General features: G+C 66.5%; 17 protein-coding genes. 8 read left to right on the top strand and 9 right to left on the bottom strand.

The window, feature by feature from the left end; all coding sequences use genetic code 11:
• Complete coding sequence (locus tag AB0G17_RS30955; RefSeq protein WP_361389906.1) at positions 1-474, top strand: hypothetical protein; 474 nt, start codon at positions 1-3, stop codon at positions 472-474.
• A gap of 521 nt (positions 475-995) precedes the next feature.
• On the opposite strand, the gene AB0G17_RS30950 is transcribed toward AB0G17_RS30955, so the two are convergent.
• The 5 genes from AB0G17_RS30950 to AB0G17_RS30930 all read right to left on the bottom strand — a co-directional run bounded on the left by AB0G17_RS30950 (position 996) and on the right by AB0G17_RS30930 (position 8,639).
• Complete coding sequence (locus AB0G17_RS30950; RefSeq protein ID WP_361389904.1) at positions 996-1,778, bottom strand: hypothetical protein; 783 nt, start codon at positions 1,776-1,778, stop codon at positions 996-998.
• Between the two features lie 105 nt (positions 1,779-1,883).
• Positions 1,884-5,753, bottom strand: coding sequence for a hypothetical protein (locus tag AB0G17_RS30945; RefSeq protein WP_361389902.1), 3,870 nt, complete (start codon positions 5,751-5,753; stop codon positions 1,884-1,886).
• A 529-nt stretch (positions 5,754-6,282) separates the two neighbouring features.
• Positions 6,283-6,789 (bottom strand): hypothetical protein, encoded by a 507-nt coding sequence (locus tag AB0G17_RS30940; RefSeq protein WP_361389900.1) that lies wholly within the window; start codon positions 6,787-6,789, stop codon positions 6,283-6,285.
• A 418-nt stretch (positions 6,790-7,207) separates the two neighbouring features.
• Positions 7,208-8,155: a hypothetical protein gene (locus tag AB0G17_RS30935; protein WP_361389898.1), complete on the bottom strand. Its 948-nt coding sequence runs from the start codon at positions 8,153-8,155 to the stop codon at positions 7,208-7,210.
• A gap of 10 nt (positions 8,156-8,165) precedes the next feature.
• Positions 8,166-8,639: a hypothetical protein gene (locus AB0G17_RS30930; RefSeq protein WP_361389896.1), complete on the bottom strand. Its 474-nt coding sequence runs from the start codon at positions 8,637-8,639 to the stop codon at positions 8,166-8,168.
• A 114-nt stretch (positions 8,640-8,753) separates the two neighbouring features.
• Here AB0G17_RS30930 and AB0G17_RS30925 point away from each other — a divergent pair, with 114 nt between their 5' ends.
• Positions 8,754-9,020, top strand: a complete 267-nt coding sequence (locus AB0G17_RS30925) for a hypothetical protein (RefSeq protein WP_361389894.1) — start codon at positions 8,754-8,756, stop codon at positions 9,018-9,020.
• 24 nt (positions 9,021-9,044) lie between these two features.
• The gene (locus AB0G17_RS30920) at positions 9,045-9,323 is read left to right on the top strand and encodes a helix-turn-helix domain-containing protein (protein ID WP_361389892.1); all 279 of its coding nucleotides are present in this window, start codon (positions 9,045-9,047) and stop codon (positions 9,321-9,323) included.
• Between the two features lie 136 nt (positions 9,324-9,459).
• Here AB0G17_RS30920 and AB0G17_RS30915 read toward each other — a convergent pair whose 3' ends face one another.
• The 3 genes from AB0G17_RS30915 to AB0G17_RS30905 all read right to left on the bottom strand — a co-directional run bounded on the left by AB0G17_RS30915 (position 9,460) and on the right by AB0G17_RS30905 (position 11,875).
• Positions 9,460-10,125 (bottom strand): peptidase inhibitor family I36 protein, encoded by a 666-nt coding sequence (locus AB0G17_RS30915; RefSeq protein ID WP_361389890.1) that lies wholly within the window; start codon positions 10,123-10,125, stop codon positions 9,460-9,462.
• 116 nt (positions 10,126-10,241) lie between these two features.
• A complete protein-coding gene (locus AB0G17_RS30910) occupies positions 10,242-11,249 on the bottom strand; it encodes a CU044_5270 family protein (RefSeq protein WP_361389888.1) in 1,008 nt (335 codons plus the stop codon).
• Positions 11,246-11,875 carry an RNA polymerase sigma factor gene (locus tag AB0G17_RS30905; RefSeq protein ID WP_361389886.1) on the bottom strand — a complete coding sequence of 210 codons (630 nt, stop codon included), beginning with the start codon at positions 11,873-11,875 and terminating at the stop codon, positions 11,246-11,248. The genes AB0G17_RS30910 and AB0G17_RS30905 overlap by 4 nt, the downstream gene beginning before the upstream one ends.
• Positions 11,876-12,369: 494 nt before the next feature.
• Between AB0G17_RS30905 and AB0G17_RS30900 the strand changes: the two genes are divergently transcribed.
• Positions 12,370-13,125, top strand: a complete 756-nt coding sequence (locus AB0G17_RS30900; RefSeq protein ID WP_361389884.1) for a hypothetical protein — start codon at positions 12,370-12,372, stop codon at positions 13,123-13,125.
• 208 nt (positions 13,126-13,333) lie between these two features.
• Complete coding sequence (locus AB0G17_RS30895) at positions 13,334-15,427, top strand: N-6 DNA methylase (RefSeq protein WP_361389882.1); 2,094 nt, start codon at positions 13,334-13,336, stop codon at positions 15,425-15,427.
• Positions 15,428-15,484: 57 nt separating this feature from the next.
• Here the strand turns inward: AB0G17_RS30895 and AB0G17_RS30890 are convergent, their stop codons facing one another.
• On the bottom strand, positions 15,485-16,930 hold the full coding sequence (locus AB0G17_RS30890) for a serine/threonine-protein kinase (RefSeq protein ID WP_361389880.1): 1,446 nt from the start codon (positions 16,928-16,930) through the stop codon (positions 15,485-15,487).
• Between the two features lie 240 nt (positions 16,931-17,170).
• Here AB0G17_RS30890 and AB0G17_RS30885 point away from each other — a divergent pair, with 240 nt between their 5' ends.
• From AB0G17_RS30885 to AB0G17_RS30875, 3 genes are read left to right on the top strand one after another with little or no spacing between them, the layout of a single operon-like run.
• On the top strand, positions 17,171-18,889 hold the full coding sequence (locus AB0G17_RS30885) for a PD-(D/E)XK nuclease family protein (protein WP_361389878.1): 1,719 nt from the start codon (positions 17,171-17,173) through the stop codon (positions 18,887-18,889).
• The gene (locus AB0G17_RS30880) at positions 18,889-20,079 is read left to right on the top strand and encodes a hypothetical protein (RefSeq protein ID WP_361389877.1); all 1,191 of its coding nucleotides are present in this window, start codon (positions 18,889-18,891) and stop codon (positions 20,077-20,079) included. The genes AB0G17_RS30885 and AB0G17_RS30880 overlap by 1 nt, the downstream gene beginning before the upstream one ends.
• A complete protein-coding gene (locus tag AB0G17_RS30875; protein WP_361389875.1) occupies positions 20,072-23,737 on the top strand; it encodes a hypothetical protein in 3,666 nt (1,221 codons plus the stop codon). Before AB0G17_RS30880 ends, AB0G17_RS30875 begins: the two co-directional genes overlap by 8 nt.
• The last annotated feature ends 11 nt before the right edge of the window (positions 23,738-23,748 follow it).

Below are 23,748 nucleotides of genomic sequence, written 5' to 3'. Positions count from 1 at the left end.
ATGTCTGCTGCCGCTGCCACCCTCTATGGAGTCTCTGGGCTCCTGGAGACGGTCGGCCTGGTCGTGACCGTCGTCGACATCACCAGTGCTCGCAAGCGTCTCGCCGCGTATCTCACGCGCCCGCGCAACGTCTACGCCACGGACGCGGGCGCCGTTGTTGAGGCGTTTAATGCAAGCGCCGTCACAAACAGAGAGAAGACGATCGAACAACGCATGGCAGACGTTGAGAAGTGGAAGCAGATCGATCTACCGCAGGAACTCGGCCGGAGGAACAAGGAACTGATGGTTCGTCTGGAGAGCCGCTTCCAAAGCGACCTGGAGGCGGCACGAAAGAACGTCGAGGACCAGTGCGCAGGACTGCGGGAGTACGTCGAGGGCAGCAAGCAGAAGTGGTGGGAGAGTTACCGGGGCCCGATGCTGCTCGTCGTCGGAGTGCTCGTTGGTACGGCCGCGAACTTCGTCGCAATGAGCTGAGCCGAGATGATCAGCCCCGATCAGGACGGTCCGGCACGGTCGCTGTGTACGGCCCTCCAGACGTACGCAGGGCCTGTCGGGGCTTTGCCGACGACGTCGAAGACGCGTCTCCACCCATCCTGCCCCGGCGGACCGTGCTGGGAACCACCGACGGACCCCGGCCGGGGCGCGTCACCCGCCCGTACGTCAGTTGACCGGGACGCGGTTGTGGGCAAGAAGCTCAAGGCAGGGCATCGCGTCCCGTTACTACACCACTTCCGGAGACGCGATCGTTGGTCGATAGTGGTGGCTGAATCGACGAGGAGGCCGTCGTAGCACGCACGTCGTCTCTGTTTTTCTTGTTCTGTGCACTTGCTGTAGTCAGTGGGCATCAGCTGTCGAATAGCCCCGGGTGGGCAAGGGTGCCGGTCGTGTGGTCGGGTCCAGGGCGTGATCCAGGTTGAAGACCGGCGCCCCGGCCGGTGCCTTCGGGCTGCCCCGTCGACGCTCTCATGAATGACTGAGGCCGCAGGATGATGCCCTTATCGCCACGCGTGGACGATTTTTCCATCTTTAGAGACACGGTAATAGTTAATCATCGATATTTCCAATTTGAACACCATTCCATACTTTTTGCGAATGTCGGCCACTGTCCTCGATGCCGGCTCACGAAGGCACCGCGTGACGGGCGGGTCGTTGGACGGGCACGGATCCGGCTCATCGATCAGCTTCCTCTCACTGCTTCGCACGGTGTCCCATGACAACGTCTGCGAGGGGTCGAATAAGAGGGCAGGTTCCGGCGCGTTCTGACCGGGCGGGTTTGGGGCTTTGCCCCGGTAGTAGTCGACGAGGGGACTGCCGTGGCTGCCGTGGTGGAACGGGATGGTGCCGCCAGGGGCCCCGTCGGAGGAGTCATGGTCCCCGGCGGTGAGGATGCCGTCCAGGACGTCAGCGATGCGGTGCGGGTCGGCACCGTAGTAGGCGGTGATGCGCATAGCGCAGCGGATCTTGTACTGGTCGTCGCCGGTCTGGAAGAACCACTGTTTCGCCGCTCCCCCGGCACATAAGTCATTCACCGTGACCAGGCCAAGGATGAGGGGGGTGTTCTTGGCGTACGCGTTCACGATGGTCCGCAGATGGTCTTCGGCTGCCTTCCGGGACCGTTGGGCCTGGGCGCTGTCCGCAAGCTTGCGCACCTCTTCCGGGCTCGTGGCGCGGTCTTGGGAAGAGCAGGCGGAGAGGGCGAGGATGAGGAGGAGGCCGAGGAGGCGTTTGACGGCATCACGCACGGCGGATAAGGCGGGTGGCGCCCACTTCACGGTCATGTGCCCATTCTCGCAGCCCAGTTGGCGGCGTCCATCCGTACACGTACTCATACGAGTCCGGGGGCACCGTATGGGGGTGCCCCCGGCCGCGATGTGCTTTTGCGGTTACAGGCCCATGCCCGCCATGGTGCGTTCCAGGGAGTTCGCGTAGAGGCGCGCTCCCTCGATCTTGGGATGGAACGACTGGGCGGACATGCCGTACTTGCTGAGGATGGGGTTGAGGATCTTCCAATCCTTGAGCGGCTTGTCGGAGTTGGTGAGGGTCTTCACGATGCCGTGGATCCGCTCCGGGTCACCGCATACTGCCTTGCCCTCGAAGTCGGCCTTCGGGTTGGAGAACCACACCTGAACGCCCTGCTTCCTTGCGTCGTCCGCTGAGCCCTGCATTGCGGTGGTGAGGACGTCGGCGGTGTCGTTGAGCCACCCGGTGGAGGCTGCGGACAGACCGAGGTCGCCCAGGCCGATGATGCTGACTGACAGACAGGAACCCTGGTTGGAGATCAGGGGCGGGTAGCCCATGAGGACGATCTTCGCGTACGGGGCGAGCTTGTGGATCTCCAGCACTGTCTTGGTGATGTCCGGGCGGACGATCTCGTTGATGATGCCCGGTATAGCCGTCTCCATTGGCTGCCCCTTGAACTTCTCGTCCCGTGTGCCGACTTGTGCGTCTGGACTGTCGAACGTCTTGTCCTTGCAGTTGCCGTCGCCGCGGGACAGAAGGCATTTCTGGATGGTGTCGGCGAAGCGGGAGTCGTTGCCGCCGATGGAGATCGTGACCAACGTCGTGTTGTCGTCCAGGTAGCCCTGGTTGATCTGCGGCAGTTCACCGCCGTTCTCTTGCTTCACGCCGAGCACGTTGTAGGTGCGGGCGCCGGAGCAGGCAATGAGGTGATAGTCCATGTTCGGATCGGATCCGTCATCGAGTTCGCCGATGGACTTGGATCCGCCGGGCAGGGTCGCCTGCCTCGACCACGCATAGCGGGAGCGGTGGCAGGCGTCGCGGGTATCGTCGTTGTTCGCGTTGCGGTAGTTGGTTTCGGGGTAGTAGTCCCGGTTACCTTCGGAGGCGCCTTCGCCGGAGGAGTAGGAGTCTCCCATGGCAACGACCACGTTCTTCGGTTTGCCGGACAGGCGCTGGAAGGCGACGGCTCCCCAGGCGATGTCCTCGTCGGCTGTGCCGTCTTCCGTGGTGTTGGACAGTTTCACCTTCGGCGTTCCGGTGAAGTGGAAGACGCCAAGGCTGACCCAGCGGCCGGCTCGCTGTTCGACAGCGCGGACCGGGTCGGATCTGTTGCTGGTGTTGAGGATGGTGTACTTCGCCTGCCGGGTCTGGGCTCCGGTGTCGGGGAGGTGGACGAGGACGCGAGCCCAGTCGAAGTTCTGGCCAAGCGTCCAGGTACCGTCGATGGTCATGTTTCCGCCGTCACCGCCGAAGTGTCCGGCGTCGCGGGTGTGGGTGTACCAGTAGTGGCCGCCATAGCCGCCGCCTATCTGGTGCAGGTCCGCCTTGGCCTCGTAGCGCCCACTCGCGCCGGGGTTGAACGCGAACTGAAAACTGCCCATGGACGAGATAGCCCCGCAATCACCCCATGTGGGAGTTCCGCTGGGGATGGAGAGAACGACCTGTGATCCGGCCGGGGCATTGTTACAGACTGGTGTCCCGTTCTGGAGGCGGTAGCCGCGTCCCGGCTCGGAGACCAGGGTCTGGTACTTGATGGCCTCGTGACCGCAGGTGGTGGCGCACTGTGCCTTCCAGGTGGCGTTGGGTTTGTTCCACCAGTAGTGCGCGTAACACGCTTCGTTCGTGCAGGTGGTTGGCGCGTCCGGGTCACAGTCGTTGTCGCTGTTGCAGAAGATGTTCAGTGGAGGGGAGACGTGGCTGCGGTCGGTCGGGGTGGTCCACCAGGCGGGCCGGAAGCCGGCCGAGGAGAACCCGGACTCCCCGGGCCAGTCCTGGCGGCCGGAGGTGGCGTAGGAGAAACCGGTGTCGATGGACCAGGCGGCCCAGCCCATCACCTTCTCCTCGTACGGCCAGTCCTGCGGGTGTGCCGCGTCCTTGTTGGCGTCCGTGCCGTCCACGTCGGTGTCCATGAACGGGTGTCCCCAGCTCTTCTTGTAGAGCGGGTTGGCAGGGTTGTTGTACCAGCCAAGTCCCCAGTGCCCTTCGTGCTTCCATGAGTCCGAGGGCGGGTTGAAACCGAGGTTGTAGTTCCACACGGCGGTGAACCAGTTCTCCACCAGGGACGGATCGTCATTGTTGACGGTGATCTTCTGCCCGTCGGTGTGGACCTCGTTCCACTTGTCGGCGAGGATCTTCATGGAGGCAGCGACGTTGGTCGCGTAGTCGATCGCGACGAGCTTCTGCACGGCCGAGGACAGGCTGGTCTCGCCCAGCTTCTCGTGACCGGCCAGGCGCATGCCATCGGTGACCTGGCCGACGCCGTAGCCGCAGTCGGACTTCTCCCAGTTGATATGCCAGTAGGCAGCCGGGTCGCTGGGATCGGCCTTGTGGCCGTAGTAGCCGTCCACGGCAGCCAGAGGGCTGCCCATCTGGCCGGGGATCGCGCCCGACTCGGCCTGCCACAGGTTCGACTCCTGGGCCATGATCCCGAGGAGCACGTTGGCGGGGATCCGGGCTCCGGTGGGCGCCCCCTTCAGCGTCGGCACCGGAAACAGGCCCTGCGGGTCGATGGTGCCCAGACCCGCCTGGTCGCGGTAGCCGCCCTGCTTGATGTAGCTGGCGCGTAGGTTGCCGCGCACGGCCATGTCGACCGCCCACTCGACCTGGTTCGGGGTCGGTTGCAGCGCCTGTGCGTTGACGTCGTTCCGGGAAACCGAGCACCAGCGGTCGGAGTCGACCGGGTCGTTTGACACTGCAGCGGTGGCCGTCGCCGTGCGCTTCACAGGAGCCTTTGTCCCGGTGACCGTGTCGAGGGCCGGTGAGGGGGCGCCGCCCGAGCCCTCGGCGGCTTCCTGCAGCACGCTCTGTGTGAGCTTCGTCCCGGTGGTGGTGGCGGTGCTGGTAACCGTCACCGGCTCGTCGCCGCTGACGGTCGGGCTGGTCGGGGTGGCGGCTTGCGGGGTGGGTTCGGCCGTGGTGAAGCCCTTGCCCGCGTCCTTGATGTGTTCCAGGCCCGCACGAACACCCGGGGTGAGGACAGGGTCGACGGACAGGCGGCCGTGGGAGGACACATCGGTGTCGGCTGGGGCGTCGATGCGGGTGATCCCGGTTCTCTGCGTGATGGTGGGGCCGGCGGGGTGGCCTGTGAGGAACACCCGGCCCGCCTCGCCCTGCATCAAGTCGAGATCGCCGAGCTTGCCCGACGCGATGGCGGCCGGCTTGCCACTCCCGGTGAAGAGCTTGGCCTGCGCGGTGGAGGTGTCCTTGCGGTCGACAAAGGCGATCTTGCCGTCGGAGGCGGGGCGGATGTCGAACGGGACGCTGTCCGCGTCGGCGAGGCTCTTCACCTTGCCGGAGTGGTCGAGGTGGACCAGGTGGCGGCCGAGGGCCGCGACCGTGCCGTCCTTGACCGGGACCGCGCTGGTGATCTCGCCCTTCGCCGCGGCCGAACTCGTGGTCTTCCCGGCCGTGTCCACCGTGACCACGCGCGTCTTCGTGCTCGCCGGGTCGTTCATATCCCGGAAGGCGGTGAACGCGGCCGTGTGCGTGGCCGTGTTGCACGACGGGTCGAAGTAGGCCAGCGACGCGGTGAACGGCAGCTTCGTCACCTGCCCCGTCGCCAGATTCACCACGGCCGTGAACGCGCCGCCCTGCATCAGGTCCGGCTTGTTCGTGAAACTGCGCGGCGCGTAGACCACCGCCACGTGGTCGTGGTCCATCAGGCACTGGTTGCCGATCCACGAGTCCGCAGGCATCCCCGGCTCGGACAGCGTGGCGGCGGTCTCCCAGGCGTATGCCTTGCTGCTGTCAGCGACGAGGATCCGCAGGCCGCCGGTGTCGGCGGCAGCGGTCACCGCCCGGTCGGGACTGGTTTTCCAGTCCTTGCCAAGCTTTTTGCCCGGATCCTCAACCTGCCCGGGAGGTGCAGGCGGTGTGACAGGGTTGGTACCGGGGCTCGGCGCCGGTGCGGCAAGCGCGGGTGCGGCCTGGAGTAGCCCGCTGGTCAAGGCGGCACACGCCACAGCGGCAGCTAAGGATATGTGTGTTCGTCTTCTGGATCTCAAGAGAGCGATTCCCCGTTTCTCGTTGAGCAGGCAACCACACCCATGCCAGGGCGTGGCTCGGCCCGCCCGGCCCCCAGGCAGCGAGATGCCAAGGACGGGCGGGAGCTTTGGTGGCACCTCAGCCGGTGGTGGGGCGGAGGACCGCGTAGACGACAGTTCCGGCAGATCCCGGCAGGTATGTCTGCTGAAGGCTGGTGGCGGCTAGGGTCACGCCGCGCCCTCTGGGTGAGCGATGAACCAGCTCACGTTCCACGGCGGGACCTGAGTGGGGCTCATGCCGCGGCGAGGAACAAAAGCCAAATTCCGCGGATATGAGAGATCAGTGATAGATGTCCACCACGAGGCGGTCAGGGGTGGTCAGGGCGAAGACGCGGTAGCGGCTGTGGTCTCCAAGAGAGAGTCCGAACTGGACCTGGCCCTCGTAGTCCGGGATGAGCTGAACTCCCCTGATGGAGGGCAAGGTCAGGTCTTGAACGTCCGGGTTGGTGTAGGTGCGGACACCCGCCATGTCTCGGGTGCTGGCACCCGTCAAGTTCAGGAACAGATAGGACTTGCCGCGGATCTGCAGGTGCTTGGCGTCTCCGCTGGGCGGGACATAGGCGTCGCTGTCGGACTCAGTGGCCTGGACGTTCGGCTGGCCGCCAGCCAGATCGAAGACAACGCGGTCGAAGTCGGGATGGGCACCGCCGCGAACGTCCAAGACGCAGACGTTGTCGCAGCGGGGGGCAGGCACTGCGGCGCTGGCTTTGGCCTGCGCGGTTCCGGCCAGTACTGCGGCCAGAACAGCGGCTGCTGCTGTCCGTTGGGCTGTGCGGATGTTTAACATGGGGACCCTTCGTAATTGATGAACACCGCACCTGACAGGGCGGAAGTTGAAGAAGGTTGATCATCTGGCCAATGCCACGGAATGGCGGGTGTGGCTTGTGTTTGGGGTGGCTGACTTCCGGCCGCGTTCCACGGGCCGTCACGGGCTGCGCCGCTGCTCAGACTCCGCTGGCCTTCGCACGCTGTTTTCTCCGTCCACAGACCGACCGTCACACGGTGGATCCAGGCGAGCCATCCAGCTTGTTCCCGCCCCAAGAGGTTCACCACAGCCTGATGTAGCGGTCTGCGGCATGCCCCTCCGGCCGTCCGGGAAGGTGCTGCGCCATTGGTCCGAGCTCCCTGGGGGCATGTCGAGTTTCGGGCGCCGAGACAGGGAACGGTTGTGTCTCCGTACGAATGCGGAGACACAACCGTGTGTATTACTTCGCTGCCGCGACTGCGGCCGCCTTGGAAACGGCGGATACGTTGTCCGCCTTCACCTTGTCGAGCTCCCTTTGATGACTCTTGAGGGCCTTGATCTGCAGAGCAGATTCGGCATCGAACCACGTCCGTGCAACGGGGTAGCGGCTTCGGCAGTCCAGGTCGGCCTTCGCGGTGGCGATTTCCAGGCCCGACACCTCGTACGGGTTGTGGAAACGGGGGTCGTCCACCGCGTCCAGGGGTGCCTTGTAGGAGTAGCCCTTCGCCTTCATGCATGCCGACCACTGCGCGAACACGGCCACAACCCTCGGGTCTTTGGTCGACTCCTTGTAGCTGTCGCCCTTGATGGTCTCGACGAGTTGGGACGGCTGGGCTACGGGCGCCTGAGCGTCGGCAGACTGCGCGCAGCTCCTTACCTGCCCCTGGTCGGCACCGGACTTGTCCATGGCGCCCGCCATCATCGCCTTGTCGTAAGCCTTCTGCGCGTCGGCATCGGGGTGGTAGCCACGCTTGGCCGCCTGGGCCGCGTTATGGATGCCGTAACGCCAGTCCGTGAGGGTCGTGCCTCCCAGCGTGGGGAGGTCAGGGGCCGGCATCCACTGCCCGAATCCCGCCTCCGCCATGCACTTCTTGATTAACTGGTCCCGTGACGCGCTGATCAGCGATGTCTGAGACTTCGTCGTCGTGTACGCCTCGATAGGAAGCCTCCATGTCGCCGGATCATCCGGCTGTCCCACGAACGCCTTCGCCGGATCCGCTGGTGCCTTGTCCGCCATACCTGCGGGCGACGCTATGCCCTCCTGCTTCTGTGCAGGCGAGTTCGCCGTAAGACCCACGGCTGCCACCGCGCCCACCGCGACCGCTGCCAGGGTAGGAGCCGCCACCTTGATGATCGTGCGCTTGGAACTCACTGCTGCCTCTCCCTTTTTCAACGCCTGCCAGTTCACCGGAGAACCATCAGGTCCATTGGAAGGAGGCATTGTCGTTGTAGACGTTCAGGAACTGATCGTGGTGCTGCATCGGCCCCATGGCATCCTGGTTTCCCCAGTACCCGCTGCGCTGGTACACGCGGGCCGTGTACTTGTAGTGCGTGTTGTCGCCCGAGGCGGCATTGTTCTTGATGTGCTGCCCCGATCCGGGCCACGGGCGGCTGACCCCGAGTTCGCAGAACGTCAAGACGTGATAGCTCTTGTCGGTGGCCTTTATGGCATCGAAGTCATAGACGGCATAGCCGATATTGCGGTAGGCGCCCGCCTCCCCCGAGTTGTAGTAGATGTGGAATTTGAATCCGGAGCTGTCGGGGTCCGAGCACGCTGCAGGATCCCAAATATTCGCATCATTCGGAAACGGCTCGTCCGCTGCTGCTGGGATCGCCGTCACCAGACCCAGCACCGCACTCGCCAAGATCAGCCCCATTGAACGCTTGCGCATAAATCCCCTCCGCCTGTGGTACGCGGACAGGGGGAATCTTTACTTGCGGACCACCCCCGTCACCGCTTTGAAGACCCATTTAACCTAGAGCAAGAGGCCAACGAAGTCACTTGGATGTATCTCGTCAGCTCGACATTGGCTGAAATCCCGCGAGGCGAGATCGCGCTACCGTGGCCGGATTGTGTACACGTCATGCGGATCGCGTACGGGCCGCGCTCTGGGAATATTGGGCTCCATTTCAACGCCACCCTGCCGCCTTTTGCGCGCCTCTACAAGATGCCGCACGGGATGATGCTGTGGCATGCGGTATCGGGGGGCGCTGATCTGTCGCAGCTGTTTTCTGACAACCTAGTGTTTCGTGATTCCGTCAGCGTTACTTGATCTTGTGTGGCAGGGGCTCTTGGTATGGAGCTGTCCGTGGAACAGGCCGCCGAGTTGCGGGAGTTGGTGAACAGCAGGGATGCGCCTGCGGATATCGCCACGCGGGGCCGGATCGTGCTGTGGCCGGGCGAGGGGCGTCGGCGCAAGGACATTGCCGAGCTGCTCGGGGTGTCGCTGCCGACCGTGGACCGCTGGAAGGCCCGCCCTACCAGGAACGGCTTCGCAGCCGTCCTGAATGGCCATCCCTGGCCTGTCCGCCCCACCCTTGGCCTGGCTCGCATGGCCCAGTCGGCCAACTCGTAGGCGGGGATCGCTTCGCGTCGATGAGCGTGTTGTTGGTTGGCTCGGAGCTGCCCCGCCCAGTGCGCGATCCAGCTCCCGGTGTGCCGGCCCGTCCCCGGCGCCAGGGACGGGCTACGTGAGCACGAGCCAAATGCTTCTACATTTCTATGTAGTCGGCCTTGTCGTTCCAACTGCCGCCGGTCGGGTATCCGACCTTCGTGAAGTCGTAGCAGCCGGGGTTGCCCAGCGCCATGTAGGGATCGGGCAGGAAGCTGCGCGCGTCATACACGAGAACGCCACCAGTGGCTCGGCGCACGCAGCCTGAACTGGCTTTGTCACGGAAGCCCCAGTCGCCGAGGTTCTTCTTGCCGGATTGATACCACTGCAACATCCGGCCTGTGTAGTTGGAGTGCTCAAACAAGCACACCCTGTTGCAGTCCCCGATGTCCGTAGTGGATGCCCCACTCCGGTTGCCTGCTTGTGCGGCCTGCTTCTTGTTTTCCGCAGCCGCGACCGGGTCGATGCTCGGCAGTGCTTCGTCGGCTTCCTGCTGGCTGTCGAAGCAGTAGACCGCGCCGCCCGTCACCTGCGTACAGGCTTGCGCGCCTTCCCAGCTTTCCGCCAAGTTGATCTTCTTGCCCTTGTAGTTGGCCATGACGGGCTCGCTCTTCTCCGCCTCCTGCTGCACCCGGGCCTCTTCGGCCGGCGAGAGTACCCCTACCACCGGCTGCGGTGCAGTCTCCGTCGCGACGGCAGGCGATGCGACAGCCAGCGCAGCGAGGACCGTCGCAGCGGCACCTAAAGCAGCACGAATCGACCTCATGTTCCCCCCATGATTGGAACGTACGAACGATTTTCGTTAATCAACGTAGCCAGAGGGGTGTTGGGGCGTCAGTCAAAGACCGGCCAAACAGGGACCCGCGCTTCGCCGCTGCCCTGCTACGCGTGGGGACGCTGTCCGGGGCTGTCCACAACGCCACGCCCGACGATCGCGATGGAGGTCACGACGCTGCCCGCCGTACCCCAAGGCCCGTCCTTCACCAGGACGGTTCGTTCCCCCAGGAGGCGGAGACTGTTCGCGTCGAAGATCCATTCACTTCGTTCGCCGTCATGTGCCCTTGCTACTGCCACTCCGTGCCGACCTGCTGCGTCAACGGCGTCTGAAATCAGTACGACGCCGGGGATGTGGGCAGCGGCCCGGTAGAGGGAGGCGCTGACTGCGGGAGGTGCGACGGAATGACGCAAGAGGTCTCCGATGGTGACGAACGCTTCCTGATCGTCGTCTGCACCGTGATTGCGCCTCACGTCCTGGTAGACCCTTTCGAGCAGGGCGCCGGGCTCGGTCGGTAGGCCGGACAGGAGTTTGTAGGAGGGCGAGTTCATGGAGGCCGCGCCCGGTGGTTCCAAGGTGACCAGGGGCCCGCCGGCCCGGCTCTGCACCGTCGCACGGCTTCCGTCCGAGTAGGTCCACTGCTCCAGACCCTCATCCCTGCTGCTTCGTTGCATCTGACCGTCCGGCCCCTCGGAGAGCACGGCACTGCGTCCAACCGTCTGGACGTATGTGTACTGGTCACGCCGAACCGCCCCCCCTGGCTTCTGGGCAGCCGCCAGAGCGGCGCGTTCCAGAAGATGCGCCGATTCCGCGCTAGCGGGCGGAGTGGTGTCGGGCGGTGATCCGCCGAACACGCTCACACCGGTGACGACGGCTCCCACAAGGGCTCCTGAGGCGAGAACGACAGCCCAGCGGCGACGCGGCAGTCGTGACCGGAACGACTTGTTCGGCCCTGTTGCCGGAGTGGTCGTTTCACGCAACACATGCGCTTTGCGGTGCAGCAGGCGATCCGCATCAATGTCTCGGTACGGCGGAGTCGGCACCAGCCTGGCGAGCTCGTCCCGTTCGACGGACTCAGTTGCATCATGCTGTTGCGGCGTAGATCCGGTGGTCATGGTTTCCTCCCCTTGACGGAAGCTGCGGACTTCCCACTGCCTTCTCTGTGTCCGTTGGCCCGCACGGGTTCCAGAGACCGACCGTTCTCCGCCGATTCCGCTTCGAGTGACTTGCGGAGCTTCTCCCGTGCGCGGGACAGGCGCGAGCGGACCGTGCCGACAGGCACACCGAGAGCCGCGGCTGCGTCTGCGTATCCCAGCCCAGACCACACCACGAGGCCGAACACCTCGCGCTCGGTGCGACGAAGACGACCCAGGGCTCTCTTGGCCGCGGCGAGCCGTTCGCCATCGGCCATCTGGTCGACGACCTCGTCCGAGAAATCGGGTACACGATCGCTTCGAGGTATCCGTTCCATCGCTGCGCGGTGCCGACGTGCGGCGCGGGCCCTGTTTCGGAGCACGTTGGTTGCGATGCCCAACAGCCAGGCTCGGGGGTGTAAGACGTCGCTGCGTAACTTGTCGCGCAGACGCCAGGCTTCCAGGAAGGTGATCGACATCACGTCTTCGGCTGTCGCCCAGTCTCCAGTCATGCGCAGGGCATGTGCGTATACAGAGCGCGCGTGGGCATCGAACAGCTCTTCAAAAGCTCCTGCGTCGCCGGATGGTGCTCGATTGGTATGTGCCACAACCTCTAGTGTCCGCTCAGACACGCCAGTTCCACTTCTCGTGTGGGTACTACCGCCGCGAGTCGCGATCTCTGCTCAGTGATCGAGGCCCACCAGAGCTGGACACAGCCTCTCCTGGTCTCGCCCTCGGCGTCGCTGGGGCAGGTCACCTCGGGCTGTACCCAGGCGCAGCGAGCTCAGATCCCTTGGGACCCGACCACTGCAGCATTCTGAGGGTGGTGGCATCTGACTCACTTCTCAAGCGCCTGGCGCACTCGACCTGCCCTCCCCGGGTTGGTCGAGTGGGTCACCCGTCTGCGCGTCGACCCGCGCACCCAGGACTACTGCGAACGCCGCATCAAGAAGGGCAAGACCAGCGGCGCCGCCGCATGGGGGCGGGTTACCTAAACGACCCCGGACCGCCCGTCAAACGCGAGCAGATCGTCAACGGCGGCATCCCCACTCCCAAGGGCGGCTCTCTGCCTCCGGCGACAGAGCTTCGATAAGGAACCACCATGCGACTCGATCTGGCAGCGGATTTCGCCGTCACCCTCACCGACCGCCCCCTGGCCCATGCCCCCCGCTATTCCCTGTCGGGCGCATACGTCACGGCATCTCCGCACACCGGCCAGCCCAGCCACGAGGTGCTCCTGTCCGAGACATTCGGGAGCGTCGACTGGCTGTGGTCCGGCGACGACGAATTCCGCTTCGACAAAGGCGACCGATCACTCAGAGGCTGCACGCTCACGGTTCCCGAGGAAGCACCCGCGGGCTGGGATCCGCACGCCTGGACCGAGGTCCCCCCCACCGCCGGGAGCATGACGGCCCTCACCCAGGCCAACTTCGACGCGAAGCCCACGTCGCTCAGGTGGGTGAGCGAATCCGGCGACCAGTTGGTGTGCGCCCACCGCAGGCCGCCCGCTCCCGTACACGACATCCTGCGCCTGCGCATCGCACCGTATCTGGATCTCGTCTTCGCGGACCGCGCTTACGCGGGATGGATTCTGAACCGCCCGGCCGACCACCTCGTACACGAGTGGGAACCCGCCCCCTCGACCGCGGCACCGGGCAGCACGGCGTCCGTGCTGCGCAACTACCTGACCACGGTCATCGAGCCCAAGATCGACAGAATGCAGGACGGTGACCCGGCCCTCCTCGGAGAACTGGACACCCTCCTCGCCCGCATCGCCGCCCTCCCCGCAGACCCCAGGCGAGACGTACTGCACGACCAAGTGATCGACCTCCGCGAAAACTGGTACGGCGACAACTGAACGGCCCACGCCCATCCCGATGGGGGCGGAAGCACAGTGAGTCCGACACCCGTCGGGTGGCTGAGCACGGAGTAGCCGTGGAAGAGCGCGCGATCGACGAAGTGCCTGTGAACTCAGTCAATGATTGGCCTGGCGGGGGCGGCTGAGCTACGGTGTCGGCATCCCGTGTCAGAACCGTCCGAAAGTCGCCCCCCTCCCGGAGAACCACATGTCAGACTCCAACGATGCGCCCGTTACCTTGGCGGGAATCGCGCGCATCGCGGGTGTGGGTCGAGCGGCGGTAAGCAACTGGCGACGCCGCCATGCCTCGTTCCCGATGCCGGTCGGCGGTACAGACATCAGCCCGCAGTTCTCCCTTGCGGACGTCGAACAGTGGCTGTACGCCCAAGGGAAGATCGAGCGGATCGGGTTGTGCGAGCGGCTGTGGCCGCACTACGAGGCCCTGGGGGATCGTGCGGTGATGGGCGCGGCCCTGGCCGAAGCCGGCCGCCGCCTGCTTGCTGCGGCAGGCGAGGATCAGGCCGCCCCCGAGTACTCCTTGCTTCTGGACGAGGCCGCTCGCGTGATGAAGGAGACGGTCGACGTCGCACGATGCGAAGGGGAGCGGGAGACTTTCACCTTCCTGCTCACGCGCTGGCTTGACGCCCATGTACGGCAGGTCGGCACCACCCCAGCCCCACTCGCCCGGCTGATGGCAGACGTTGCTCTAGCCGTCAGGGCGGAGGAGCGCCGGGGTGCGGATGGGCGGATCACCGTTCTCGACCCCGGCTGTGGTGTCGGCGGGCTGCTCCTAGCCGCCAGTGAGGGCATGGCGGAGCGAAGCGCCGATGCCGATCTTGGGACTCCGGTGCTCATCGGTACCGAACTCGACCCGGTACTTGCCGCGCTGGCGACAGTGCGGCTGGGCTTCGCCGATGCGGATGGGGGAGGCGGCGGTGTGAGGATCAGGGCAGGTGACTCGCTTCGCGCGGACCCAAACGGCGGTGTCCGGGCCGACATCGTCCTGTGCAACCCCCCGTTCAACGCACGCGACTGGGGCCATGAGGAACTGGCCACTGACCCCCGCTGGGTCTACGGCCTGCCACCGAGGACCGAGCCCGAACTCGCCTGGATTGAGCACGCGCTAGCGCGACTGGCGCCAGGCGGTGTGGCTGTACTCCTGCTGCCGCCGGCGGTGGCCTCCCGGCGCGCAGGGAGGCGCATCCGTGGGGCGCTGCTGCGGACGGGCGCTTTGCAGGGAGTCGTCGCACTTCCGGCCGGAGCCGCGCAACCGTACAGCGTCTCACTCCAGTTGTGGATTCTCCGGATGCCCGTGTCCGAGGGCAGCGCCGCTTCCGGAGAACGCCTGTTTCTGCTCGATGCAGCCACATCGCATGGGGCGACGAGAGGGGCTCAAAGCATCGATTGGCCGCAGTTGACCGGCCGCGTACTCGATGCGGTACGTGCTTATGACTGGTCTGGAGAAACGAAGGCAGGAGCAGGGAAGCAGTTGCCTGAGGGGTGTGTCACCGTTCCCGTGATGGACTTGCTCGATGGGCAGGCAGATCTCACGCCGGCCCGCCACGCACCGGAGACGGCCGTGGAGGCCCAGGCCAAGCTCCAAGAGTCCTGGGGGCGCCTGGGCGGCCTGCTCGACGAGGTGCGCGATCACTCCCGGTCCCTGGCGGCAATCGACCTGTCGGCGGGTAGCGAGGCGGTGTCCACGATCACGGTCGCGGACCTGCACCGTGCCCATGCTCTCAAGCTGCAACAGGGGCAGACGCTCCCCGGTGGACTACTGCACGGCGACGCGCTGCCAGATGGCGCTGTACCGGCCCTGAGCGTTCCCGACCTGGTCCTGGGGGGGCAGCCGGGAGGCTGGCTCGCCCAGTCCGAGGTAGAGCGGGGCGCCAGTACGGGCTCGTTCACCGTGGCCGAGCCAGGGGATGTCGTCGTGGCGGGTGTCGAGAGGGCGTATCGCGTCTGGGTCCAAGAGGACACGCCCTTGGTGCTCGGACCCCAGCTTTACGTGCTGCGCCCGGACTCCGAAGTCCTCGACCCCTGGTTCCTGGCAGGCTGCCTGCGCGCGTCCGCGAACGCGCGGCAAGCGGGTTCCCACACCTCCAGCTCAGCCCGCATCGACGTACGCAAGCTACAGGTGCTCCAGCTCGCACTTGCTGAACAGCGGCCGTACGCGGCGGCCTTCAGGGAACTCCTCGCACTTGAGGAGTCGCTCCGCTCGGTCGCATCGATGGGCGAGGCTCTCGTGCGGAACCTCGGAGACGGGCTCGCTGCGGGAAAGCTGCACTCCTTGCGCCCGTGAGCAAGCCGCCTCGCATTGCCGGGGAGAGTGCGCAGATGGCAACTTACGTAAGATCGCCTAGATACCGAATCCCAGCTCCTCGAGCTCGATGCCCACCTCTCGGCACCGCTCAGCCAGCACTTGGGCACGCGGGCCCGTGACGTGGGCCATCTGCTCGAGCACCATGGCCCGCGCCGCCGCGGCCGGAAGCAAGTCACCGAAGGGGATGCGGCACTCCGCCGCACCCAGAGTGCCCTCCAGGTAGTCGGCCAGATCATCCGGGCTCGCCTTGCCCTCAGCCCGCAGGGCCAGGGCCTCATAGAGCGCGATCGCCTCCTTGCAGCGCCCGGCCACACGCATGCCGTTCGCGGCCACGCGCAGAGCCGTCCGGACGCCGGGGTCGAAGGCGCCCCAATCCCGGCGGGCAGCGGGCAACAGCTCCAGCAGCTTGTCTACCGCACTCGTCGGCTCGCCGGATTCGACTTCCGCTGCAGCCTCGGTGGTGATTTCCTGAAACATCCGGCGGCTGAGGAACCCGGAACCGCGTCGTCTCCTGCCGGAACTGGACGCAGCCACCGGTGTCGCGGGCGCAGCCGGCAGGTCGTATTCGTCGGGCAAGCGCAACGGACGCGTCGGGTCCGGCTCTAGCCGGGGGGACGGGGCGGCGTCACCTGGACGCGGCGCGTACTTCCGCAGCACCTCCGCGACCATGCGGGTGTCCACCGGCCGGTCCTCCGGTTCCTTCGCCAGCAACTTCAGTACCAGCCGCTCGAGTTCTGCCGGGATGTGCCCCACATGGCAGGTCGGCGGGATCGGCGCGGCATGCACATGTTGGTCCTTCAGCCCATCCCCAGAGAACGGCGGATGGCCGGTCAGCAGGTGGTAGAGGACGCAGCCCAGCGCATACAGGTCGGTCTTCGGCGTGATCTGGCGCTCCAGGATCTGCTCCGGGGCCTCGTACCCTCTGCTGCCGACGGTGGATCCGTGCTGGGTGTAGTCGGTGACGCCGGGCCAGAGCGGCTTGGCGATGCCGAAGTCGATGAGGACGACCACGCCGTTCTCATCGATGATCAAGTTGTACGGCTTGAGGTCGCGGTGCACCACCGGCAGGTCATGGGCGCAGGTCAGGGCCTCGGCGATCTGAACCCCGATGGCCGCGCTGACCTCGATGGTGGGGGTGTATTGCTCCAAGAACCGGTGCAGGGGCTTGCCGTTGACGTAGCGCATGACGAGGTAGGGCTCGGCGTGATGAGTGCCCTGGTCGTACAGCTCGGGAATGCTCCTGTTATGCAGCCTTCCCAGAAGGGTCCCCTCGCGCCGGAACCGGCCGCGCATGCGCCGGAGTTCGTCGTGTGCCTCGTCATCGTCGAGCGCGTCCAGGAGCTCGTTCTGCGTGCGCAGGCGCTTGACGGCCACGAGCCTGTCGTCCCCCAGGTCCCTCGCCAGCCAGACCACGGCCATGCCGCCGCTGCCCAGGTGCTTGAGCAGTTTGTACCGGCCGCCCAGCACCTCATCCTTCTTCATGCCGCCCCTTGCCTGTGAAGCGTCCCGCCCCTGGCACACAGGAGAGGCGCGACGGTGGCGAGTTCCCGGTTCCGCCGGACGTTGCGTGGCGGATGCGCCCAGTGTAAAGCGACCGAAGGTCGAGTTGTGCATGGACTGAGTTCACAGATGTTTTGTGTCATGCTGGATATGCCGGAACCCGGTGCGCCCGCTCGGCGGTGCCGTATCGGGCCGTCTTGTTCGAACTGCTTGGAGGAGACCGTGAGCAGTGGGCCGCGCCCCGCCGGGACCAGTGGTGACATCAGGCTGGTGCGTACGAACCTCGCCGCGGCGCGCCTGGACCCCCGGGACTGCCCCGCGAAGCGGGCCAACGACGCCCGGCCGATGCTGATCGCAGATCCCGAACCCCCTCAACTCGCTGAAAAACTACAAGACTTCACGCTCAAGGTCTTGATGGATGCACTCGACCTGATTGAACACGAGTGCAAGGATCCGGAGTGGGTGATCGGGGAACTCCGGCGTACGAATGGGACCTTCGGGCTCTACCGGCGCCGTGAAGCGCACCCCCTGCTGATGTCCTGGTCAGCCGAGGCGGTCCGTCGCTATCTGGCGGCCAGAGCGGCAGACCAGCACGCCCGCCAGGCCGCCGACCTGCCGCGCACGGTCCCGGTCCGGGACGTATGGGTGGTCGGCACGGATCCGGGCCTGGTCGACTCCCGGGGCGCGGACACCTATGAGATGACCGCTTGGGGGCGCCGCTACGCGGCCCTCGACGGCTCCACAAGGGAACTGTGGCTGTTCACCTTCGGCACTGCCAAGGACGACCGACCCGAAGCAGAAAAGGCCGTAGCCGCGTACGTAGCGGCGCGAGGGCGTCCCGCGGTCGGAGGTTGGCGCAAGCGGCACACCCCGGTCCCCTTCGGTGAACTTCCCCAGCACCGCGCCGTCCTGCCCGAGCACGTCCGGGTCATCGAATTCGGCTGCGGAGACGGCAAGCACAACGAACTGCTCGACTGGAACAGACAGGAAGCGCGTCAGCACTTCACGGCGGCGGGGTGGCCCTCGTTACTCCAGGCCATCGACGGGACCGGGACCCGCCCCGGCACCGGCTGCATCGACTGCAAGGCGCTGAGCGGCTGCCAGGCCCTCCCGCACAGCCCGGAACTGCTGAGCATTACGCCGCCGAAGCGCCGACGCCCCCGCCGCAGCGTCTCGGTCACTGATCTGCGCGCCTATCGGGACTGCCCGGCGAAATACCACGCGACCCGGCAGCTCAAGCTGCGCTCCTCGACGCCCGAGAGCCCAGAAGTCCGGCGCGGCCGTGTGGTCGACGACATTCTGAACCAGCGGCACGCCAGCACGCCCTACCGAAGCTGCGAGACCCTTCCCGGCCCGGCGGACCCGGACTCCTGGGGAGCCGGCGGTCTGCACCTGAGCGGTCAAGAAGCACTCGACGGTGCCGCCATGCTTGAACAGCACGCCTTCTACTGCCCCTTGGACGGCCTCGCCGCCGAAGAAGAGGTGCGGGTGCAGCACCAGGCGGTCTGCTACGACCCCGGACTCGACCTCGTGCTGATAGCCACCCCCGACCTGCTCCACACCCGCCGCGGGGGCTGGATCTGGCGGGAGACCAAGACCGCGAGCAGATACCTCTATGAGGGCGAGCCGCTGCTGAAGCGCTACCCCCAGCTGGCGCTCGGCGTCCTGATGCTGGCCACCGGCGTCTTGGGCGGAGACACGGCGCGCTCCCGGGTGGAGCTCGAGCTGCTGCACACAGACGACGTGACCTTCGAGGAACTGGACCCCTCACACCCGGGGACCGTCGACGAAGCGCGAGAAGTGATCACGCAACTCGCCCAGCCGTGGGCCTGGGACCAGGACTACCCGACCGCTCCAGGCCGGCATTGCGACGGCTGCGAAGCCCTCGAATGGTGCCGCGCGGGCATCGAACACCTCGCTCCGACAAGGCAGGATTCCTGATGGCCACCGCCTTCGACGCCCACGCCGCCCAGCACGGTGACTGGCTCGACTTCCCCGACGTACGCCTCGTCCGTACGCTGGCCGGCGCCGTCATCCAGCTCGCCGACCTTGGCCCGCTCTCCTCCTTCAAACTGCCCTACCCGGCGGAAGCCCAGCGAGCCCTCGACCGGACCGTCCTTGCCTGCCTCCTCAGGGGCGTCGAGGAGATCCCGAAAAGCCTGCCGGAACTGCTCTTTTGGTGCCACAGCCGCCCCCTGGAGGACTGGCCCCTGGACCTGCCGCCGGACTCTTTAGGACCGGACGACTACCTGGTGGACCCCGAGGCACGGGTTCCCACCCAGCTCTGCCACGAGTGGTGGATCCGCGGCAAGGATGCCGGCGCCGCACACTTCGACCGGGAGGTCATTCACACGGCCATGCGCCTGTGCCGCAAAGCATCATCACCCGAGTCCTACGTCGCCTTCCGCAGGCTCCTGGTCGAACGACCAGTACTCACCGGAGTGGAACGGTTCGAGACCGAGACCGACCTCTCCCTCGCCCCCGTACAAGAACTGCTGGACCAGTGCTACGCCCCGGTCCCGGCCTCCTACGAATTCCAGGGCGGCTACGTCACCTGCGGCCGCTGCCTGACCTTGCTCACGCCGCTCGCCGACGGCGCGTGGTGGTGCGAGAGAGACCGGTGCCGACGCCGGGGCGCACCACCGCACGGACGGACCCTGACCGGAGCCGACGTGACCGGACTGCTGCAACTTGTAAGGCCACTACGGCAGTTCGTCACCGGACCGGGACGCGCCGAGGTCGAACTGGAAGCCCGACTGCGCACGCTAGGGCTAGAGGTCCAGCTCTGGCCCGGCTTCGACGCCTACGACTTGCGGGTGACCTTCCCCGACGGGCACATCTGGGCCATCGACGTCAAGGACTGGAAGCATCCCGGACTGCTTGGCCGGTCCGCGAAACCCGTTCGCCCAGAGCCGCCCTACGACGAAGCGTGCTGGGTGGTCCCCCGCGAACAGACCGAAGCCCACCGCGACTACCTCGGCACGTACCACCGCAACCGACCCGCCTCCGCCGAGGGTCTGCCCCTGCGCACCGACGACCGGCTCGTCGCCCTCGCGACCGCCCGCCTCCGCGGGGCCGACGGCCCCCACCTGACGGACCCCGCCCCGACGAACGGATCCCCGAGTGCGTAACAGCAGCGAGTGGTACCAGAAACTGGCCAAAGCCCTGGAGCCCGTCTGGCCCCAAGAACACCAGGACGTAAACCCCTCGCTGCTCTGCCAGGTGGAACTCGGCCTCTACCTGATGGAGAGTCTCGACCCGTCCGGCGACGCCCATGGCGTCTACACCCTCCTAGGCGGTTACCCCTTTGCCGCAGCCGCGGGCATCGCCACCACACCGGCACAGAGCGCCCGGCTGGATGTGGCGCGCCACCTGCTGTGGAAGCTGCGCCGCCGCCGCATGTGGCACCAGTGCCTGGAGACGTACGTCCAGCTACCCGAACGGCTCCGCGGCTACCGGCTGCCCGAAGGAGGAGGACCAGCGCGGCGCGTCGAACCCACCATCGCCGCAGACCGCTTCGACAGGTTCGAGCACGCGCTGTCCCGGCTTCCGCACTTCGACCAACGGCACCTGCCGCCTGCCCCGGCGGGCCAGGCCCGGTTCACCGAGCGGCACCGGCCCGCCTCCGTGACCATCCCCGAACAGCTGTGTTTCCCGTCGGCGACCGGCCATGACCTGAGCCAGGTCCCGCACACCGCAGGCCGTCCCCTGAACATTCCGCTGGCCGAACTCGCCGAGACCGCCCGCTGGATGGAGGAGACCGAGACGGCCCGCGGCCTCACCTGTGGCCATTGGGTGCGACGGCTGGCGGACCTGCAACTCGACGCCCTGTCCGCCGACGGACTGCGCTTTGAGAAGACCTCGGTTCTCCGCATGGACCGCCTGCTCCATCTGGTCGGCATGGTGGGCGCGGGCAAGAGCACCCTGATGCACCTCATCGCCGTCTGGGGCGCACGTAAAGGGCTGCGCACCACTCTGGTCGTCGGTGACGTCGCCGAACAGCTCACCGTGGTCAGCCAGTTCCGCGACCTGGACCTGCAGGCCGCTCCCGTCATCGGCGGTACCACCCGAGAGCAGCACGCATCCCGGTTGCACCGCCGCCTTGCCGCGCGCGGCCACGCCTCCCTTCTCCAGCATGATGATCCAGCCTTCGACGATCTGAGCTCGGTGTGTGTCCTCGACGCGCAGCGCGGACTGGAAGCAGCCGAACCCCTGCGCTACGTCGACGCCCCCTGCACGGAACTGCACCCGGTCAAGAAGCCCGGGCCCACCACTGTCGGGGAGATCCCGATGCCCGTGTACCGGCACGACCTGTCCGAGACGCCCGCAGCGGACAGCGAGATGGCGCGGTCCGACCACGGCTGTCCGGTGTGGAGCGTCTGCCCCCGCCATGCCCCCGACCGGGAGCTGGTCGATGCCCTGATCTGGGTGGCCAACCCGGCCAGCCTGCTGCAGAGCGCCGTCCCCAACCACCTCAACGCCGAACGCCTCAGGCACCTTGAACTGGCCTGCCTGCGCAGCGACATCATCATCGTCGACGAGGCAGACCGCGTACAGATGCAGCTCGACACCGCCTTCGCCCCGTCCGCCACGCTGATCGTGCGCGGCCCTGATTCCTGGCTCGACCGCCTCGGTATCCACAAGATCGATGAACTGGCTCGGCAAGGCCGGCTGCCCCTCTCGGCCCGCGATGTCGAACGCTGGTCAGCCTCTCTGGACCTGGTCCACATCGCCGCCAACCGTCTCTACCGCCGGCTGATCACCGACCATGATCTTCGCCGCTGGGCGGACATCGAATACTTCAGCGCCTGGACGCTCCAGGAGAAACTCGTCAACGAGTGGTACCCCCGTTCGCGCACCACCGGTCTCCTCCCCGACGAGACCTCCTCCGACGCCGAGGTGTACGACTCCAAGGACACGGCCGACGGTGACACACCCCTGCCACGGACCCCGGACACCGAGCCCTGGGACATCCGGCGCAGCGAAGTCACCAAGGCGTTCGATGCCTTCCGCGACGACCCGCTCGGCGATCGCGGCCCGCACAACGACCTCACCGACGCCCTGATCCGCAGTGCCGGAGCCCTCCTGCACCACCTCGACCAGACAGCGACCAGCCAACGTGTCCGCTCCGTGCTCGACACCCTGCTCACCGGGTCCCCACTGTTGGATGGTTCCCTGCGCCAGGAGCCACCCGGTCCGGGGAAACCCGCCCGGGACCCTGTGGACACCTGGGGGAGCGAGCCCTGGCTGGAACGAGAAGCCCGACGCCTTGAGTTCACCCTGGTATTGGCCGCCCTGCATCAGCGCCTCGAACGCGTCACCTTCCTGTGGCCGCAGGCCGAGGCGGCTCTCCACCTGGACACCGCCGACAACGAACTCTCCCGCAGACCGCCCCTCGACTACGCGCCGGTGGTGCCGGAAGCCCCGATGGGCAACGTCCTGGGATTCCAGTACCTGCCCGAAGACCCGGAGCGAGGCCCGGACGGCGACGAACACCGCAGCGGTACCCTGCGCTTCTTCCGCTGCGCCGGCGTCGGCCGCGAGCTCTTGCTCCACCTTCCCGCACTGGGAGCCGACCCCACAGCAGGCCGTCCCGGACCGCACGTCCTGCTCATGTCCGGCACCAGCTGGGCCGGGACATCGACCCGCGCACACGTCATGGCCCCAGTCACAGCGATCCTCAAACCCCACCAAGCCGCCGTCGACTCCATCCGGCAAACCCTGTTCACCACGCTGTTCCTCTACGACGGCGAAGGCACCCCGCTCACCCTCTCCGGAGCCCGACTCGACACCCGTGAACGGGTCCTGGCCCAGATGGTCACCCAGCTCGGCAAGTCGGCCCCGGGCAGCACCTCGCCCCTCGACCAAGAACTACGGCAGATCGAGGACGGAGAACGCCGACGCGCCCTCCTCCTGGTCGGCAGCTACCAGGACGCCAGGATCGCAGCCGACCTCCTGGAACACATGCCGCGCTGGCGCGGAAAGGTCCGCGTCCTCGCCTCCGACAAGGCAGAGCTCGACCACGCCGGCCCCGGAGACACCGCCACGGGAGACTTCACCGGCGCCTCCGCCGTACGCCGCGGCGACCTCGCCGCCTTCGCCAAGGACGAAGACGCCGAAGTCCTGGTCGCCCCCCTCATGGCAATCGAGCGCGGCCACAACATCCTCAACCAGAGCCACAAAGCCGCCTTCGGGACCGTCCTCTTCCTCGCCCGTCCCCACCCGCGCCCCGACGACCTCTCGCTCGCCGTCTTCGCCATCAACGACTGGGCCACCAGGTTCGTCCGCAACCAGCCGGATGCCGAGGCGGGAACCTTCAGCAAACTCGTGGCCGACGCAGCGGGCATGGACACCGCCGGGCTCGCCTTCCGCCTCGCGGCTCGCAAGGAGTGGCGCCGCCTGCTGTCCCGACGCTACATCTACTCCCAGCTCAACGACGCGGAGAAGACCTCCTTCGCCTGGGATCAACTCGTCACCATCTGGCAGGTCATCGGCCGACTGGTGCGCGGCGGAGTGCCCGCGCGGGTGGTATTCGTCGACGCAGCCTTCGCCCCCGCACTGGCCGAGGCCGGGGCCCCGCCCGCCGCAGCGACCCGCAGCGGATGCCGACGCAACGACCACGGCCTGCTCATCAAGCTCCGCGACGTCCTCGCGCCCTACTTCGACGACGAAACCACACCCGAATCGTTTGCCGACCCCGCCGACCCCGCCGACCCCGCCCTGGTCCGCACGCTCTACCACCCGCTCTACGACGCCCTGTGCGGACTGATCTCCCGAACTGACCGCTGAGCCACAGCAAG

It is taken from the genome of Streptomyces sp. NPDC023838, from assembly GCF_040639555.1.
Classification (GTDB): domain Bacteria; phylum Actinomycetota; class Actinomycetes; order Streptomycetales; family Streptomycetaceae; genus Streptomyces.
The sequence above is the reverse complement of the archived record's forward strand: the minus strand, read 5'-3'. Positions and strand labels throughout refer to the sequence as shown.